At 59.6% G+C, this 17525-nt stretch carries 6 protein-coding genes and 1 pseudogene; 2 read left to right on the forward strand and 5 right to left on the reverse strand.

All coding sequences use genetic code 11. The features are described from left to right. Window positions 1-96: 96 nt before the first annotated feature. Entirely contained in the window at window positions 97-3504 is a 3408-nt protein-coding gene (gene mscK, locus ACP7E4_RS23020; protein ID WP_426117849.1) for a mechanosensitive channel MscK, read from the reverse strand. Between the two features lie 35 nt (window positions 3505-3539). Beyond that, window positions 3540-5282 carry a potassium/proton antiporter gene (locus tag ACP7E4_RS23025; RefSeq protein WP_426117848.1) on the reverse strand — a complete coding sequence of 581 codons (1743 nt, stop codon included), beginning with the start codon at window positions 5280-5282 and terminating at the stop codon, window positions 3540-3542. A 205-nt stretch (window positions 5283-5487) separates the two neighbouring features. On the opposite strand from ACP7E4_RS23025, the gene ACP7E4_RS23030 reads away from it, so the two are divergent. Together ACP7E4_RS23030 and ACP7E4_RS23035 are read left to right on the forward strand one after the other, a co-directional pair. Beyond that, the gene (locus tag ACP7E4_RS23030; RefSeq protein ID WP_426117847.1) at window positions 5488-8115 is read left to right on the forward strand and encodes a dermonecrotic toxin domain-containing protein; all 2628 of its coding nucleotides are present in this window, start codon (window positions 5488-5490) and stop codon (window positions 8113-8115) included. A gap of 92 nt (window positions 8116-8207) precedes the next feature. Next, window positions 8208-10595, forward strand: coding sequence for a dermonecrotic toxin domain-containing protein (locus tag ACP7E4_RS23035; RefSeq protein WP_426117846.1), 2388 nt, complete (start codon window positions 8208-8210; stop codon window positions 10593-10595). On the opposite strand, the gene ACP7E4_RS23040 is transcribed toward ACP7E4_RS23035, so the two are convergent. The 3 genes and pseudogenes from ACP7E4_RS23040 to putA form a co-directional block, all read right to left on the reverse strand. Beyond that, entirely contained in the window at window positions 10592-12394 is a 1803-nt protein-coding gene (locus tag ACP7E4_RS23040) for an acyl-CoA dehydrogenase (RefSeq protein ID WP_426117845.1), read from the reverse strand. The two genes, ACP7E4_RS23035 and ACP7E4_RS23040, sit on opposite strands and share 4 nt — an antisense overlap. 108 nt (window positions 12395-12502) lie before the next feature. Then, window positions 12503-12758, reverse strand: a pseudogene (locus ACP7E4_RS23045) (DUF6124 family protein). Window positions 12759-13246: 488 nt separating this feature from the next. Beyond that, window positions 13247-17200, reverse strand: a complete 3954-nt coding sequence (gene putA, locus ACP7E4_RS23050) for a trifunctional transcriptional regulator/proline dehydrogenase/L-glutamate gamma-semialdehyde dehydrogenase (RefSeq protein WP_426117844.1) — start codon at window positions 17198-17200, stop codon at window positions 13247-13249. Between the last annotated feature and the right edge of the window lie 325 nt (window positions 17201-17525).

Consider the following 17525-nt stretch of genomic DNA (forward strand, 5'->3'; position numbering starts at 1 on the left):
GTGTGGGACCGGCTTCAGCCGGGAAGAGGCGGCATATTCGCTGCATCTTAGTCGACTTGTAAGACGCCTTCCCGGCTAAAGCTGGTCCCACATTATTCAATCCAGACGCAGTTCCGGAGGCTCGGGAGCATCTTTCGGTGCCGGTTTGATCGGCGTGGTGGTCTTGACAGGTGCGTCGGTAGATTCCTGATCGAGCTTGAGCGGCCCGCTTGGATTCGTCGGTTCGTCCTCGACCGGCACCAGTTTGTATTCCTGGCCGTGCAGGTTTTTCAGGTACACCTCCATCTGCCGGAACGAGATGTTGATGTGCTGCTTCTTGAACTCGCTGTTGATGTAGCGGTTGATCTCGTCGAGCACCGGGTTGCGGTCGCCCAGATCGCGCACGTGCATGCGCAATTCGTGATCCAGCGTGCTTTCGCCAAAATTCAGGAAGTACACCAGCGGCGCCGGGTCCTTGAGGACGCGCGGGTTGTCCTGGGCAGCCTTGAGCAACAGGCGGCGCACCAGATCCAGATCGGAGCCGTAATCGACGCCGAGCTTGAGGGTCACCCGGGTAACGGTGTCGGTCAGCGACCAGTTAATCAGTTGCCCGGTGATGAACGTCTTGTTCGGAACGATGATGTCCTTGCGATCAAAATCGGTAATGGTCGTGGCGCGGATGCGGATCTTGCTGACCGTGCCCGACAGGTTGCCGATGGTGATGGTGTCGCCGATACGCACCGGGCGTTCGAACAGGATCATGATGCCGGAGATGAAGTTGGCGAAGATTTCCTGCATGCCGAAACCCAGGCCGACCGACAGCGCCGCCACCAGCCATTGCAGTTTGTCCCAACTCACGCCGAGTGCCGATAAAGTCGAGACGAAACCGATGCCGGCGATGGCGTAGGACAGCAGTGTGGTCGTGGCATAAGCGCTGCCTTGGGCCAGGCTCAGGCGCGATAGCACCAACACTTCCAGCAGACCGGGCAAGTTGCTGGCCAGCACGAAGGTGATGACGATGATAACCAGTGCGCCGATCATGTCGCCGAGGCTGATCGGCACCATGCTCATGGTTGCGCCGGTGCCGCTGGTGTATTCGTACAGGGTGATGTTGTCCAGGTACGAGAACACGGTGATCAAATCGGACCACACCCAATACAGCGCGCCGATGAAACCGGCCAGCAGCGCCAGACGAATCAGGCGCAGGGATTGCTGGTTGACCTGCTCGATGTCCAGCGTCGGCTCTTCAACCACCATATCGCCATCGCCGCTTTCCTTGGCGGCCTGCCGTTTGGCGAGTGCCCGCTGATAAGCCAGGCGCCGCGCCGCAACCCCGAGACCGCGCACGAACGCAGCCTCGACCACCAGCCAGAACATCAGCAGATACAGCGTGTCGATCAAGCGATCACTGAGTTTCAGCGCGGTGTAGTAGTAGCCGAAGCACACGGCGATAAACAGCGCGATAGGCAGGGCGGTAAATGCCAGGCCGACCGCTCTGCGAAACAGCGAGGCGTTGTGGTGGGTCGGGCTGACCAGCAACAGGCGGCTGAGCAGCCAGGCCATCAGGCCGTAACAGGTCAGGACCACGCCGATCCCCAGTACATCGTCGGCCAGCGCGGCGGGTTGATGCTCGGCGACGGCAACCACCGCCACCAACGCCAGCACCACCAGGCCCAGGCGGCGAATCCAGCGTTGCAGGAATTCGACCTGAGCCTTTTCCCAACGGAAATGCAGCTGCGCCACGCCACCTGGTGCCAGTACGCGATAAGCCGTATAGAACACCAGCCACGCCAGGGCAATTTGCAGCAGTGCCGCACCCAGATTGGTGTTTTGCCCACGTGCATCGATTTGCAGCGCATAGCCGCACAGCGCCAACGCGAGCGCCAGCGGCATGGCCAGCAGAATATTGATCAGGATTGCCAAGGGCGTTTGCCACTGGCTGTCACGCTTGAAGTGGCCAATGTCGGCGTGCAGGCGGTTGAGCTTGTGGTACAGCGCCTTGCGTTTCCACATCAGCACGCCGATCAGCAACAGTAATGGCAGGAACAGCAGCGGACGCTGGGTCAGGCCATCGCTCAGCTCGCTGACGCTGGACGCCCAAGGCAAGGTCGTGACCTGTTTTTCCAGGCGCGGCCATATCCCCTGAAACCATTCCAGGTCCAGCGGTTTGTTGCTGGGGATCCAGAACATCTGCTCATCCAGCGTCTCGCGCAGGCTCATGGCGGTGCTGACCAGCTGCTTTTGATTGAGCTGCAGCGTGATGGATTCGTTGAGCAGCGAACTCAGTTCGCGGTTCAGGCGCTCCAGCAGATCGCTGCGGGTCACGGCCATATCCAGCAGGGTTTTGCGCAGTTGCGGGGTGATTTCCTCAGGCGGCTGCGTCGCGAGGAGCTTTTCCACGTAGGCTGCCGGGCTGCTCATCTGCTCGCGCTGCTGATTGACCTCGAATTGATACAGGCGAATGTCGGCGATTTCGTCGGCCAGGCCTTTGTCCAGTTGCAGGTGCGGCAGTGCCTGTTTCTGCTTGTAGAGGATTTTAGACAGCAGCAGGCTGCCGCGCAGCACGTTGATCTGTTCATCCAGCGCCTGATCGCTCTGGGTCAGGTTATCCAGCTGTTGCTTGGTCTTGAGGTTCTGCTGGGTCAGCTCATTGAGGCGGTCGGTGCCGCGCAGCAAATAGTCGGAAAGCTTGAGGTTGGCGGCGCTTTCGGTGGCCAGCAGGCTGCTGCTGCCGGCTTTTTCCGCTGCCAGGGATTGCTGCGTCACGGTCTGTTGCGACTGGGCGCGGCGCTTGTCGTTGATCAGGGTTTGCAGCTCCTGGATTTCCTGCTCCTGACGCGCGACCTTTTCGGTCAGCAAGTCATGCTGGCTGTTGCCCAGGTCCTGCAACTGGCTGTTGCCCGCCAGCTCCTGACGACGCAATACCGTCAGCGCATTGATCGCCGCCAGTTCCGCATTGAGCAGGTTGCGCTGTTCAGTGCTGAGGCTTTTGCCGTTGTCCTTGCCCATTTTCAGCAGCGTGTTGATTTGCTGAATGCGCGTCTGGTTGGTGCTGATTTCGGCCTGGGCGCGCTCGGGACGGGTCTGGGCGGTGATTACCAGACTGCTGGCGTCATTCAGGGCCTTTTGCAGATCGCTTTGCTGGGTGCTGCGCTGACTCAGCAGTTGTTCGAGCTGCGGCACGTCCAGATTGTTATAGCGTTGGGCCACCGGGATGACTTTGCTGGCCTTCAGGCGTACCAGTTCACGCTGGTTTTCGCTGGTCTGCTTGGGCGCTTCGGCCAGTTGCTGCTTGAGCGACGTCAGCTTCTGCTCGCTTTCGCGCTTGTTGGACAGGAACGTCAGGGTCTGTTCTAGCACCTGCTGCAAGGCTTTTTGATCGGCGTCCGGCAGTTTGCGGTCGGCGATCTTGTCCAGGCTTTGCTGCACCGCTTCGCTGGTGGGCGGGTCGGCAGCCAGAACAGGGAGTGAAGACAGGCACAGGCCGAGCAGAATGGCAGCAAAGAAAGTACGCAGGGGCAACATAGACACCGGTCGAGCTGATCGAATAGAAGGGCAGTTTAGAGGAACAACCCGGGACCCGGGCGGCTTCCTTCGGGGAATCTGACGCCAACTTTGAGGATCTTGTTCCCCTCCATCACGGCAACAGTCCAAATAGTTCCATTCCATTCAATCTGGTCGCCGACCACCGGCTCGCCACGATTCTTCTGCACGATGAACTTGCTCAGCGGCATGTTCGAATCCAGGCCGTCGAGTTTCAGACCATACAAAGCCGCTACAGCGCCCAGCTGTGCGTCGCCTTCGAGAACGAAGTCGCCGAAAAAGCGCAGGTCGAGACCCCGTTGTGGAGCCTGGCTGAACAGTTTGCCCAGCGCTGCCAAGTCGTGTTCATGGCCGATTACGCAGAGCAGATCGCCCACTTCCAGAGTGGTACTACCCGACGGATGGAGCAGTTGCTGGCTGCGAAACAGCGCCGCAATGCGCGTGCCTTCGGGCATTTTCAGTTCTCGCAGGGCCGCGCCGATGCACCATTTTTCCGCGCCGAGGCGATAAACGAACAGCTCCCACTCGCTGGTGGGGTGAACCTCCAGCGGCGCACGGGAAATCGGCGCGGGTTCTGGTGGCACCGTGACTTTCAACAATTTGGCCATCCACGGCAGGCTGGTGCCTTGCAACAGCAACGACACGAGCACGATGAAAAACGCCAGATTGAAGTACAGCTGCGCGTTCGGCAGGTTCGCCATCAACGGGAACACTGCAAGAATGATCGGCACCGCGCCACGCAAGCCGACCCAGGCGATAAAGGCTTTTTCGCGGCCATGAAAGGCCTTGAACGGCAGCAGGCCGACCATCACCGACAACGGCCGCGCCACCAGAATCATCCACAGCGCCAGGCCCAGAGCGGGCAGGGCGATGGGCAGCAAGTCGTGGGGCGTGACCAGCAGGCCCAGCACCAGGAACATGCCGATCTGCGCCAGCCAGGCCATGCCATCAAGCATATGCAGGATGCCGTGGCGGCTGCGGATCGGCCGGTTGCCCATGACCAGGCCGCAAAGGTACACCGCCAGGAAGCCGCTGCCGTGGATGGCGTTGGTCAAGGCAAACACGGCCAGACCGCCGGAAATTACCAGGATCGGATACAGGCCGTTGGCCAGATTGATGCGGTTGACCAGTTGCAGCATCAACCAGCCGCCACCCAGGCCGATGATGCCGCCAATCCCGAACTCGCGAATCAGATGAGTCAGCAGGCTCCATTCCAGGCCGGTCTGGCCGCTGGCGAGCATGCCAATCAAGGTGACGGTAAGAAACACCGCCATCGGGTCGTTACTGCCGGATTCGATTTCCAGGCTGGCGGTCACCCGCTCGTTCAGGCCTTTGCCGCCCAGCAGGGAAAACACGGCGGCGGCATCGGTCGAGCCGACGATGGCGCCGATCAGCAGGCCTTGAATCATGTTCAGGTTGAACAGCCACGCGGCCATCATGCCGGTCAAACCGGTGGTGATCAGTACCCCAACCGTGGCCAGCGACAGCGCCGGCCAGAGCGCGACCCGGAAACTGGAAACCCGCGTACGCAGCCCGCCGTCGAGCAGGATCACCGCCAGCGCGAGGTTGCCCACCAGATACGCCGTGGCGTAGTTGTCAAAGATGATGCCGCCGCCGTCGACGCCCGCAACCATCCCCACCGCCAGGATGATCACCAGAATCGGGATGCCCAGGCGTGACGACAGCGAGCTGACCAGGATGCTTGCTCCAACCAGCAACGCGCCGATCAAGAACACGCTGTTGATGGTCGCAGCATCCAAGGGCGGTACTCCAGACGAAATATGACGATAAAAAAGATGAGGGCGCGAAATGACCATGCAGTCCGCGTGCCAAGGATTCTAACCTGTTGAATTGGCTGGCTGTCAAAAAAGGTTACAACATTAAAGCGCACTAAATATATAGGGGCTCGCATCCGCTGTTTTTTGATCACGTGCATGACTTCTCTTTAACCATGGAACGAATGTCATGCCTGCGATTGGCACCTCTACCCCGACTGCGACTGTCGAGAACCCCGCGCTCACCGATGAACTGCGCCTGAAGAAAATTGCCCGTCAGTACATCGAGGATTACCCGGATGCCCACGGCCTGGCTTATGCCGCCGCGCTGCATATCCTGAAAAAACATACGAACAAACGCCTCAATCCCGCCAAGGTTTACTGGCATCGCTTCAGCGGTGCCGTGAGCAGCAGCAGAGCTTTCACCGGTTGGGAGCATTCAGGGACGCCGATCGAGTCGATGAGCCTTGTCGAATTGGTCATGCATCGCTTCAGTGCCAAGGATCAGGAAGCCTCCGATGAGTTGCAACTCTACGGCGGCTTCTACACCGACGGGCCGCAGCACGGGATTTATGACGAGCGCAACGAGGTAGCCATGCTGCCGCAGGCCGTCTTGCGCGATTTCTGGGACCTGGACTTCGGTGCGGTTTACAAGCGCAAGGTCGACCAGTTCTGGGCCAGCCACAGCGAGAACTTCCGCACACTGAGCAAGGCGCATTGTCTGGCGGCAGCAGGGCACGCGCAGCGCAATGGCAATTTGTCTGACGCTGACTATCAGACAGTCATCCGCGCCATTGCCGGATCGCTGCCCTCCGCCATGACCTTGAGCACCTTGCAGGCACGGGTTGCGCCGCAAGCGGGCATCAGCGTGCGCAGCTTCGATATCGGCAAATACGTCGCCCATGACGTGGTGCGTATTGTCGACAGCCAGGGCGTGCAGATTCTCTACGTGCCAGGCGAAGAGCCGGTGTTTCATCGGTTTGCCAACGCTGATCAATTGCGCACCTGGGTGCTGGAGCGCTGCGCAACCGACGCATCACGAACGGCCTTCACCTTGCACTTTTTCCCCTCGCAGACGGCCAAGGAGCAGGATGGCGGCGCGTTCGACCGCTGGATCGGCCAGCTGCAACGCAATGAATGGTCTGACGAAAAGATCATCAATCGCCTTGATAAGGTCATTACCGGCGATGTGTTCGACCATCTGCGTGAACTGGCGCGACACAACATGCAGGTCCAGGCGCAACGGCTGATTTCCAATGCCAGCCTGAACAAACAGATGTGGATCGGCTATCTGAATGCTTTCATCCGGGTGTCCGGTGCTGCCGCCCCGCTGGGTTGGCCGGTTGCGCTCACGCTGGTGGGCGCGGGGCTGGCCAATGTCGGCATGAACATTGATCAAGCCGTTAATGGCAATACGCCGGGCCTGCGCAAGGCGGGTGTGCTCGGTGCGGTATTCAACTCGGTGTTCGTGGCGTTCAACCTGCCGATGCTGGGCGCAATCGGTGCCGAGGCGTCCATCGAAGACTGGGTGCCGGTGGCCGACAGCGACGAGTCGCTTGGCGGGCTGGAGGGCAACCTGATTCTGCCCGCTGAAGTCCCCAAGACGGTTGGCCGCTTGCAAGGCGTGCATTTCCTCGCCAACGGCGAAACCTGGATCGATCTGCGCGGCGTGCCTTATCGCGTGCTTTTTCGCGAAGAGCTGCGCAGCTGGACCATTGTGGATCCGCAGAACCCTTTTGCGTTCTACGGCGCGAAACCGGTGCGGTTCAACACGCAGGGCGAATGGGAACTGCTGGCACCGCCCAGACTCGAAGGCGGCGCGCCGATGCAGGAAACTGCCGGCCCGTCGTCAACCCAAGGCGTGTCAGGCACGCCGCATCCGACGACTAAATCGTCATTCTGGGACGTTTACATGCGCTTCAATCTGGCCGATGAGCTGCGCCTGTCCAAGCTCGCCCGCGTCCGGCAAGAGGCGGTGGTGGATGAAACGATTCGGGAACTCTATTCAGATTCGGACTCCGATTCAGACCTGGAAGCCGATGAGTTCGTCACCACCGACGATGATGGCGAAAGGTTGCTTGTCGATGCATGGGGCGATCAGCATCGGCTGTTCAAGACTGGCGACGAGTACATCGGCGGCCGTATCGCGGATTACACGCAATACGACGAGAGATTCAACACATACCTGCGCACGGGTCAGCCTCAATCCGGGAATCAGGTGCAGCTGATAGAAGAACTGGTCGAGGATCTCGACAGCGTCGGTTACAACAACGATGTGGACTTGTATCGCGGCGGTAGCGGCCATCGTGGCACGTCGGGCGTTGCCTTTCGTTCCGGGCAGCTCAAGGTCGGCGATATTCTGGTCAACACCGACTTCACTTCATTCAGCGAAAACCCTTACCTGGCGCGAGTGTTTGCCAGCAGCCAGGCTGGTACGCAGTCGTATTCTTTTGAAGGGGAAATGCTCGACGGCGCGAAGATTACCTTTGACGACACTGCTGTGGTGTTCGAACTGCCGAAAAAGACCTACCGCAGTGCAACGCCGATTGCGCCGTTTTCCGGTGACTGGCAAGAGGCCGAATCACTCTTCAAACCCGGCAATTGGTTCCAGATCGACAACATTGAGGAAGTGGCGGGCGAGCATTTCAAATTCATCAAAGTACGGATGAACGAAAACCACCCGGCACAGACACGATCAGGTCAGTGGGTCGGCAAGGCCTTCGATCTGCGCACCGGCGAGCCTTTCAGTCGCGAGCAATACGCAGCAAGGCTCGGGCCGCCAGGTGAGGTGCTGGTCGATTTGTTCTTCCCTTTGTGAAGTTTGCCGGCCGACGCCGATAAATAATTAACCCCTACGGTTTTTCAGACCTGCTCACGTGCATGGCTTTCTCCCATCAGGACAGGAAAGTCATGCAGACACCCAACCAGAATTTTCGTCAAAGCACCGTTGCCAATCGCCACGCCACTGACCAGGAAAGACTCAAGAGCATCGCCCGCGCCTTCATCAAGGATTACCCGGATATTCACGGCCTGGCCTATGCCGAAGCCCGAAAGTTGTTATTCAGGCACACCGGCAAATGGCTGAATCCGGAAAGCGTCTACTGGCATCGGTTTGCCAGCGCCGCCACTAGCCTGGCCACGTTCACCGGCTGGCGACACCTTGGGCCGCCCATTGAATCGATGACTTTTGTCGAGTTGATGCTGCACCGCTTCAACGTGCACGATCAGCTTGTTGCCGATGAATTGCAGCTGTACGGCGGTTTCTACACCGACGGCCCGACGCATGAAGAGTTCGACGAGCGCAACGAAGTTGCCCTGCTTCCCCGGCAGATTCTGGATGACTTCTGGGCGCTGGATTTCAGCGCCATGTTCATGGCCCGGATAGAGCGCTTCTGGACGCTGCACAGTGGGAATTTCCGTACCCTGGCGCGTAGCGGGTTGCTCGCCGCCGCCGCTTTGCAATTACGCAAAGGCGGCCTGACCGTGGAGCAATTCAAGGTCATCAATCAGGCCGTCATGGGCGAGTTACGACCGGTCATGACGCTGGAAGCCCTGCAATCGGATGTAACGCCGGATTCAGGATTGACCCTGTATACCTTCGATATCGGCGGCTATGTGTGCCCCGAAAGTGTTCGCATCGTGGAGAGCAGCGGGCGGCAGTTTGTTTATCTGCCGGGTGAGGCCACGGCCTTTCATGTGTTTGCGTCCGAACAGGCGCTGTACGCCTGGGTTCAAGGCCGTCTGGGCAACGCATCGGCAAGAGCGGCGTTCACCGCGTTGTTTCTTCGTTCTGTTGCAAGCCGGCAATTGCAGGGCGCGGCATTTGAGCAAGCAGCAGAGCAGATCGTGAACATACCCTGGGTCGCGGGACAGTCCCTGATCAATCACCAGGACGTGGCCATTCGCGGGGACATATTCGTTTATTTACGCGCGATTGCCCGCCAGCAAATGCAGGACGACGCGCAGACCTTGCTGACCTCCAACGCCAGTCTGCGCAAGCAGATCTGGATCGGCTATCTGAATGCGTTCCTCAATGTGTTCGGTGCGCTGGGTCCGTTGGGCTGGCCAATGGCGTTGACGCTGGTGGGCGCGGGCATCGCCAACCTCGGCCTCAACACTGATCAGGCGATCAATAGCCGTGACGCAAGGCAACGCAAGGCCGGGCTGATCGGCGCTGTTTTCAATGCGGTGTTTGTGGTGTTCAACCTGCCCATTCTGCTGGGCCTGCTCAGGGCCGGTGATACGGGGCTTGCGGCTGTCAGCAGCGTCGAAACGGCCAATGCTTCAGGCTCTGGCGAGCTCGTTCCAATGGTCGACCTTGCCCCGCGTCCTCAACCTGTAGTCGAGGGTGAAGTGCTTGACGAGGTGGTTAACGAAGTGACGACGGGGCAACTACTGACCGTTCGCTCGTCTTTCTGGGATCGGTATATGAGTTTTGATCTCGAAGAAGAACTGCGCGTGTCGCGGATCGGCCTGGCCCGGCAAGCGGCAGTCATGAACGTGCCGGAGCTGAGCGCCGACGACCTGATCATGCGCGATACCCAAGGCACCCGATTCTTCGTCGATGAGTGGGGCGACGCCCATCATGTCTTCAGGAAAGCTGATGGCACCTATGTCGGCGGGCGGATCCCGCTGTATACGACCAGGGATTCGAGCTTTAACCAGTATCTGCGCAGCGGCGTTTCCCAGGGGGTGAGCCAGGTCGAGCTCATCGACGAACTGGCCGATGACCTGCAAACGGTCGGGCTTGATAACAGCGTGACGCTGTATCGCGGGGGCAGTGATCTGCGTGGCACCTCGGGGCGTTATTTTCGCAGCGGCCAGATCAGGGCGGGTGATGTGCTGGTCACCACTGACATCACCTCGTTTAGCGAGAACCCTTATATTGCGCGGGCTTTTTGCAGCAGTCAGGCGGGAGATCATTCCGCAACGTTCGCAGGCACGGGGGCTGCTGTCGGGTTCAGTGGCTCGTCCGTGGTTTTCGAATTGCCGGCCAGAAACTATCTGGGCGCATCGCCGGTTGCCGCTTTCTCCAACGAGCCTGAGGAAGTCGAATCGATTTTCATGCCGGGTCGCTATTTCCTGATCGATGGCATTCAGGAGGTGTCAGGGCTCAATTACAAATTCATCAAAGTATGTCTGACGGAGGTTCCAGAACCCAAAAGCTGGCATCGGCTTTACGACCTGCGCACCGGCGAAGCCTTCACCCGGACCCGCTTTGCCGCGAAACTGGGTGAGGAGGGCAAGCCGTTGGTTGACCGCTTCTTCCCGGTAAACCTGCGCGGCCTGAGGGACTAGAACCATTCATCCTGCATCGTCAGGCACGTGTCATCACGGGCTTCGAGAATCGCCAGCTCGTGATGGCAGCCGGGCACTTCCCAGGTCAGGAAATACCGGGCTGCCTGCAGCTTGCCTTTATAGAAATCCGCATCCGCTGCGTTGCCTGTCGCCAAACCCTGCCCGGCCCGGATGGCTTGCTCCAACCAACGCCAACCGATCACCGCATGACCGAAGGCTTTCAGGTACAGCGCCGAATTTGCCAGCGTCGAAGTGACCTTGCCTTGGGCCAGATCGCTCAGCAAACCCAACGTCACCGTTTGCAGGCGTGCCACCAATTGCTCCAATGGGGTGCGCAACGCATTCAGGCTTTCGTAGGATTTGGCCTGTTCACAGGTTTCGGCAATCAACCGGATTAACTGCTTGAGCCCGGCACCGCCATTTTGCGCGAGCTTGCGGCCGAGCAAATCCAGGGACTGGATGCCATGCGTGCCTTCATGAATCGGGTTCAAACGGTTATCGCGGTAATACTGTTCCACCGGGTATTCGCGGGTGTAGCCATGACCGCCGAGAATCTGGATCGCCAGTTCGTTGGCCTTCAGGCAAAACTCCGAAGGCCAGGATTTGACGATGGGTGTCAGCAGGTCGAGCAGTTCCTGGGCCTGCTCGCGGGCCTCGGCAGTTTCGCCGGTGGTGGTGTCATCGAATAAACGCGCGGCGTACAAACCGAGGTCGAACGCGCCTTCGACGTAGGCTTTCTGGGTCAGCAACATGCGCCGCACATCAGCATGCTCAATGATCGCAACCGGCGCGCTGTCGGGGCTTTTGTTATCCGGCAGGCGACCTTGCGGGCGTTGCCGGGCGTAATCCAGCGAATACAGATAACCCGCGTAACCGAGCATGACCGCGCCCATGCCGACGCCGATCCGTGCTTCGTTCATCATCTGAAACATGTAGCTCAAGCCCTGATGCGGTTTGTCCACCAGATAACCGACACACGCGCCGTCATCGCCAAAGTTGAGCGCCGTGGACGTCGTGCCGCGCCAGCCCATCTTGTGAAACAGCCCGGCCAGCAGCACATCGTTGCGCGGGCCAAGGCTGCCATCGTCGTTGACCAGAAACTTGGGCACGATGAACAGCGAAATGCCCTTCACCCCGGCGGGCGCATCCGGCAGCTTGGCCAGCACCATGTGCACGATGTTTTCCGACAGCTGATGATCGCCGCCGGAGATAAAAATCTTGTTGCCGCGCAGGCGATACGTGCCGTCTTCGGCAGGCTCGGCGCGGGTGCGAATGTCCGACAGCGATGACCCGGCATGGGGTTCGGTCAGCGCCATGGTGCCGAAGAACCGGCCTTCGATCATCGGCTGTAAAAAACGCTGCTTCTGTTCATCGCTGCCGAAGCTTTCAATGAGATTGGCTGCGCCCATGGTCAGAAACGGATACGCCGTCGATCCGGCATTTGCGGCCTGGAAATGCGCAAAACAGGCTTGAGACAGCAGTGTCGGCAACTGCATGCCGCCCGCTTCGAAGCTGCGCGTCGCATTGAGAAAACCCGCGTCGAGAAACGCATCAACAGCCGGTTTGACCTCGGGAATCAGCATCGCCTCGCCCTGTTCATAACGCGGCTCGTTTTCATCCGCCTTGCGGTTGTGCGGCGCGAAAAACTTCTCGGCAATCGTCCGCGCCGTACTGATGGCCGCGTCGAACGTCTCACGATTGTGCTCGGCAAACCGCTCGCGCCGGGTCAAGGCTTGGGCGTCGAGCACTTCATACAGCTCGAAAGCCAGATTGCGCGAACAAAGCAGCGTCTCGGACATGGCGGCAGACCTTTGATTGGAATGCGTCGAGTCTAGGTTTGACGGGCAGGGGTGAACAGCAAGATTGATTTGAGTGATGGTGGTAAAGAAGAGCCTGTGGGACCGGATTTATCCGGGAAGGCGTCTTCCCGGATAAATCGCCGACCCCGTTGGAGCGCGCTTTATTCTGCGTGCTTCGACGCTCACCAACGACCGATCCAGCTCGGTGCGGGCCATTTCAATCAGGTGCACGGCCGAGAAGGCCAGGTCGCGTTTCGGGCCGTTGAGGCTGTCGCCGGTTTCATAAGCTGTTGCAGCAGCGCAGCAGGTCGCTGATGTGGAGCAGGGATTGTTCGAGGGTTGTTTCGGATGTTGCTTTGATCATTTTGATGCTCCTTGGATTTAGCGGAGCCACCGGATATTCGCTGCTAACCGAATGAAAGGTGGCGGCTTTGACGCGGGTTAGCAGACCAGGTATCCAAGGCAACCCAGCGCACTCGAAAGTGCCCCGCGCAAAGCCGCCATAGAGCGGCACTTGCGATCCTCGGAAATTGGACAGGCTGCTAAACCCGATCACTGATGTTCAGCGACCGACGCAGCCTAGAGCCTCAAAATCCCCGGCGCAAGCGCTCAGGATTCTCTCGGAAACTTCACGCAGAAGAAAGGGAAAAGGCCGCGGAAGGGGGGTGTAGGAAGGGGTGTTTTATTAGCAGAAGTAACGGTTTTTCAGATCGGGATCGAAGCCCGTTGGGGCGAGGTTTGCCCGCGAAGAGGCCGGTACATCCGCTGCATCTCTGCCGGATGAACAATTGCTTTCGCGGGCAAGCCTCGCCAACGGATCCCAAGATCAGCGGTGAAGGTCTTCCAAACGGTTTAACCGATAGTCATCAAACTCGCATTACCACCCGCAGCAGCCGTGTTGACGCTCAATGCGCGTTCGATCACCAGACGCTCCAGTGCCACGTTGGTTTCGCCGTGGGACAGGCCGTTGACGCCGATGATGGCGCCTGCACGTTGCGCCACTTGCTGGCAGACCGAACGCAGTTGATCGGAATCACCGTGGTGCAGAACCGCGTCGATGATCACGTCGTCCTTGGTCCAGTCGGTAACCAGCTTGATCCGCGCCTGCACGTCTTTGGGCAGGCGAGTGCGCAGGGTTTTGCTCAGCTCGTTGTCCGGCCAGATCGCCGTACTGCCAACGGCCAGAACCGCAGCCAGTTGCGTCAGCAAATCGCTCTCGACTTCCGCCAGGCACAGCACGTGTTCCCGAGGCAGGATGCTGTAGCTGTTGCGCTCGCCGGTCGGGCCGCTCAGCAGGCGGGTGATGCCGCTTTGCGATTGCTCGGCAAACTGGCTGCACAGCGCGTCCAGTTCAGGCTGCTGAGTGCTGGAAGCCCAGGTTTTCAAGGCTTGCAGCGGTTTGCCCAGCACTTCGCGCATCCGCGTGTCCGGCGCCGTCAGAGCATCGCCGCGCACGAAGGATTGCTCGATGGCATCCACCGGACGCGTCGACAGCAGGCGATACAGGTACAACGGCCCGCCGGCTTTCGGCCCGGTCCCGGACAAACCTTCGCCGCCAAACGGCTGCACACCGACCACGGCACCGACGATGTTGCGGTTGACGTAGACGTTACCAGCGTTGACGTTGTCGATGACCTTGGCGATCGTCTCGTCGATGCGGGTATGCACGCCGAGGGTCAGGCCGTAACCGGACGCGTTGATCTGGCCGATCAGCTGATCGAGCTCTTTACGCTTGTAGCGCACCACGTGCAGCACCGGGCCGAAGATCTCCCGTTGCAGTTCGTCGAAGCTTTCCAGTTCGATCAGGGTTGGCATCACGTAGGTGCCGCGCTTGATTTCGGCGCTGTCGGCGATGGCCACCTGATACACCGTGCGGCCTTTGTCGCGCATGGCCTGGATGTGTTTTTCGATGCCCGCCTTGGCTTCGGCGTCGATCACCGGGCCGATGTCCACGGACAAGCGTTCCGGGTTGCCAAGGCGGCATTCAGCCATGGCACCTTTGAGCATTTCGATGACGCGATCCGCGGAATCTTCCTGCAAGCACAGCACGCGCAGGGCAGAGCAGCGTTGGCCGGCACTGTCGAACGCCGAGGACACCACGTCGATGACCACTTGTTCAGTCAGCGCCGAGGAATCGACGATCATCGCGTTCTGACCACCGGTTTCAGCTATCAGCGGGATCGGACGACCTTGTGAGTCCAGACGACCGGCGACGTTGCGTTGCAGCAGCCGCGCTACTTCGGTGGAACCAGTGAACATCACGCCTTTGACCCGATCATCACCGACCAGACGGGCGCCGACGGTTTCGCCGCGACCCGGCAACAGTTGCACGACGCCTTCAGGAATACCGGCTTCGAGCAGGATACGCACGGCCTGAGCCGCTACCAGCGGAGTTTGTTCGGCAGGTTTGGCCAACACCGGATTACCGGCGGCCAGCGCTGCGGCAACCTGACCGCTGAAAATCGCCAGCGGGAAGTTCCACGGGCTGATACAAACCACCGGGCCCAGCGGACGGTGCGCGTCATTGCTGAAATCGTTGCGCGCCTGCACGGCGTAGTAGCGCAGGAAATCCACGGCTTCGCGGACTTCGGCGATGGCGTTGGCGAAAGTCTTGCCGGCTTCGCGGGCCAGCAGGCCCATCAATGGCTGGATTTCGGCTTCCATCAAGTCGGCGGCGCGCTCCAGAATCGCGGCGCGTTCGGCTGGCGGCGTGGCTTGCCAGATGGGACCTGCGCTCAGCGCGCATTGCAACGCGGTATCGACGTCTTCCAGGCTGGCTTCCTGCACATGACCGACCACGTCACGCAAATCGGACGGGTTCAGCACGGCAGCCGAAGCGCCTTCGCTGGCGGCGCTGCCCAGCATCGGGCCGGCTTTCCAGTCGTTGTGTGCAGTGGCCAGCAATGCCGAGGACAGCGAACCCAGACGGTGTTCGTTGGCCAGGTCGATGCCGCTGGAGTTGGCGCGTTCGGCACCGTACAAGTCACGCGGCAGCGGGATACGCGGGTGTGGCAGGCCGAAACCGCCTTCCTGCGTCGCCATCTGCTCGATCTGGTTCACTGGATCGGCCACCAGCTCCTGAATGGAGATGGATTGATCGGCGATGCGGTTGACGAACGAGGTGTTGGCGCCGTTTTCCAGCAGACGACGTACCAGATACGCCAGCAGTGTTTCGTGAGTGCCGACCGGAGCGTACACGCGACACGGACGGTTCAGCTTGCCATCGGAGACTTTGCCTACAACCTGCTCGTAAAGCGGCTCGCCCATGCCGTGGAGGCACTGGAATTCGTACTGGCCGGGGTAATAGTTCTGACCGGCAATGTGGTAAATGGCCGACAAGGTATGAGCGTTATGCGTGGCGAACTGCGGGTAGATGACTTCCGGCACTGACAACAGTTTGCGTGCACAGGCAATGTAGGAAACGTCGGTGTACACCTTGCGGGTATAGACCGGATAGCCTTCCAGACCTTCAACCTGCGCGCGTTTGATTTCGCTGTCCCAATACGCGCCTTTCACCAGACGAATCATCAGGCGATGGCGGCTGCGACGGGCCAAATCAATCACGTAGTCGATCACATACGGGCAACGCTTCTGATACGCCTGGATCACGAAGCCGATGCCGTTCCAGCCGGTCAGCTGCGGCTCGAAGCACAGGCGCTCAAGCAGATCCAGCGACAGCTCAAGACGGTCGGCTTCTTCGGCGTCAATGTTCAGGCCGATGTCATATTGCTTGGCCAGCAGCGTCAGCGACAGCAGGCGCGGGTACAACTCTTCCATCACGCGCTCGTACTGGGCGCGGCTGTAGCGCGGGTGCAGTGCCGACAACTTGATGGAAATGCCCGGGCCTTCATAGATGCCACGGCCATGGGACGCTTTGCCGATGGAGTGGATCGCTTGCTCGTAGGACGCCAGATACTTCTGCGCGTCGTGTTCGGTCAGCGCCGCTTCGCCGAGCATGTCGTAGGAATAACGGAAACCTTTGGCTTCGAACTTGCTGGCGTTGGCCAGGGCTTCAGCGATGGTCTCGCCGGTGACGAACTGTTCGCCCATCAAGCGCATGGCCATGTCCACGCCTTTGCGGATCATCGGCTCGCCGCTCTTGCCGATGATGCGACTCAGGGAGGACGTCAGGCCCGCTTCGTTGTGGGTGGCGACCAGTTTGCCGGTCAGCAGCAAGCCCCAGGTGGCGGCGTTGACGAACAGCGACGGGCTGTTGCCCAGGTGCGGATGCCAGTTGCCGGTGCTGATCTTGTCGCGGATCAATGCATCGCGGGTGCCTTTGTCCGGGATACGCAACAACGCTTCGGCCAGGCACATCAACGCCACGCCTTCCTGGGACGACAGGGAAAATTCCTGCAGCAAACCCTGGACGATACCTGCACGACCGCCGGCGCTTTTCTGATTGCGCAGTTTTTCCGCAATCGAAGCAGCCAGCTTGTTCGTTGCTTCGGCCATCGACACCGGCAGACGCGCCTGCTCAATGAGCATCGGCACGACTTCCTGCTCAGGGCGGCGATAAGCAGAAGTGATCGCGGCACGCAATACGGATTGCGGCAGGATGCTTTCGGCAAATTCGAGGAAGCACTGATGCACCGCGTCGGCTGGCAGCTCGCCATGGTCGTCGCCGTCTTTGCTGATCAGGCCGTTGAGTTCAGAAAGGGTGGCGCCACCTTCGAGCTTTTCCAGGTAATTGAAAATCGCCTGCTTGATCAACCAGTGCGGCGTGCGGTCGATGGAGTGGGCGGCGGCTTTCAATCGCTCGCGGGTCGGGTCGTCGAGTTTGACACCCAGAGTGGTGGTCGCCATGTGCTGTCCTCATTATCGCCACTGTGGGTGTGGCCGTGGTTGTCGGACAAGATTAGCGATGCAACGGCTGAGGTGCAACCGGGTGCAACCCTTTTTCCATTGATTATTTCTGCGTTTGTCAGGAAAACAAATTTGCCCACTTCCCGATGCGCGGTAGCGGTGCTTTTCATCAGGAAAAATCTGTTGATTGCGCCAAAGCAGGGCGTAAAAGGCGTTAATTGCCTACTGGTCGAAAAGGTGCAACTTATCTGAAAATAAGGGTTGCACCTGATTCCCGTTCTTGAATAGCATTCGTGGCCTCAGTGCAACCGCGCTGGAAGCCGCA

The organism is Pseudomonas sp. DSP3-2-3, assembly GCF_049898225.1.
Taxonomy (GTDB): Bacteria; Pseudomonadota; Gammaproteobacteria; order Pseudomonadales; family Pseudomonadaceae; genus Aquipseudomonas.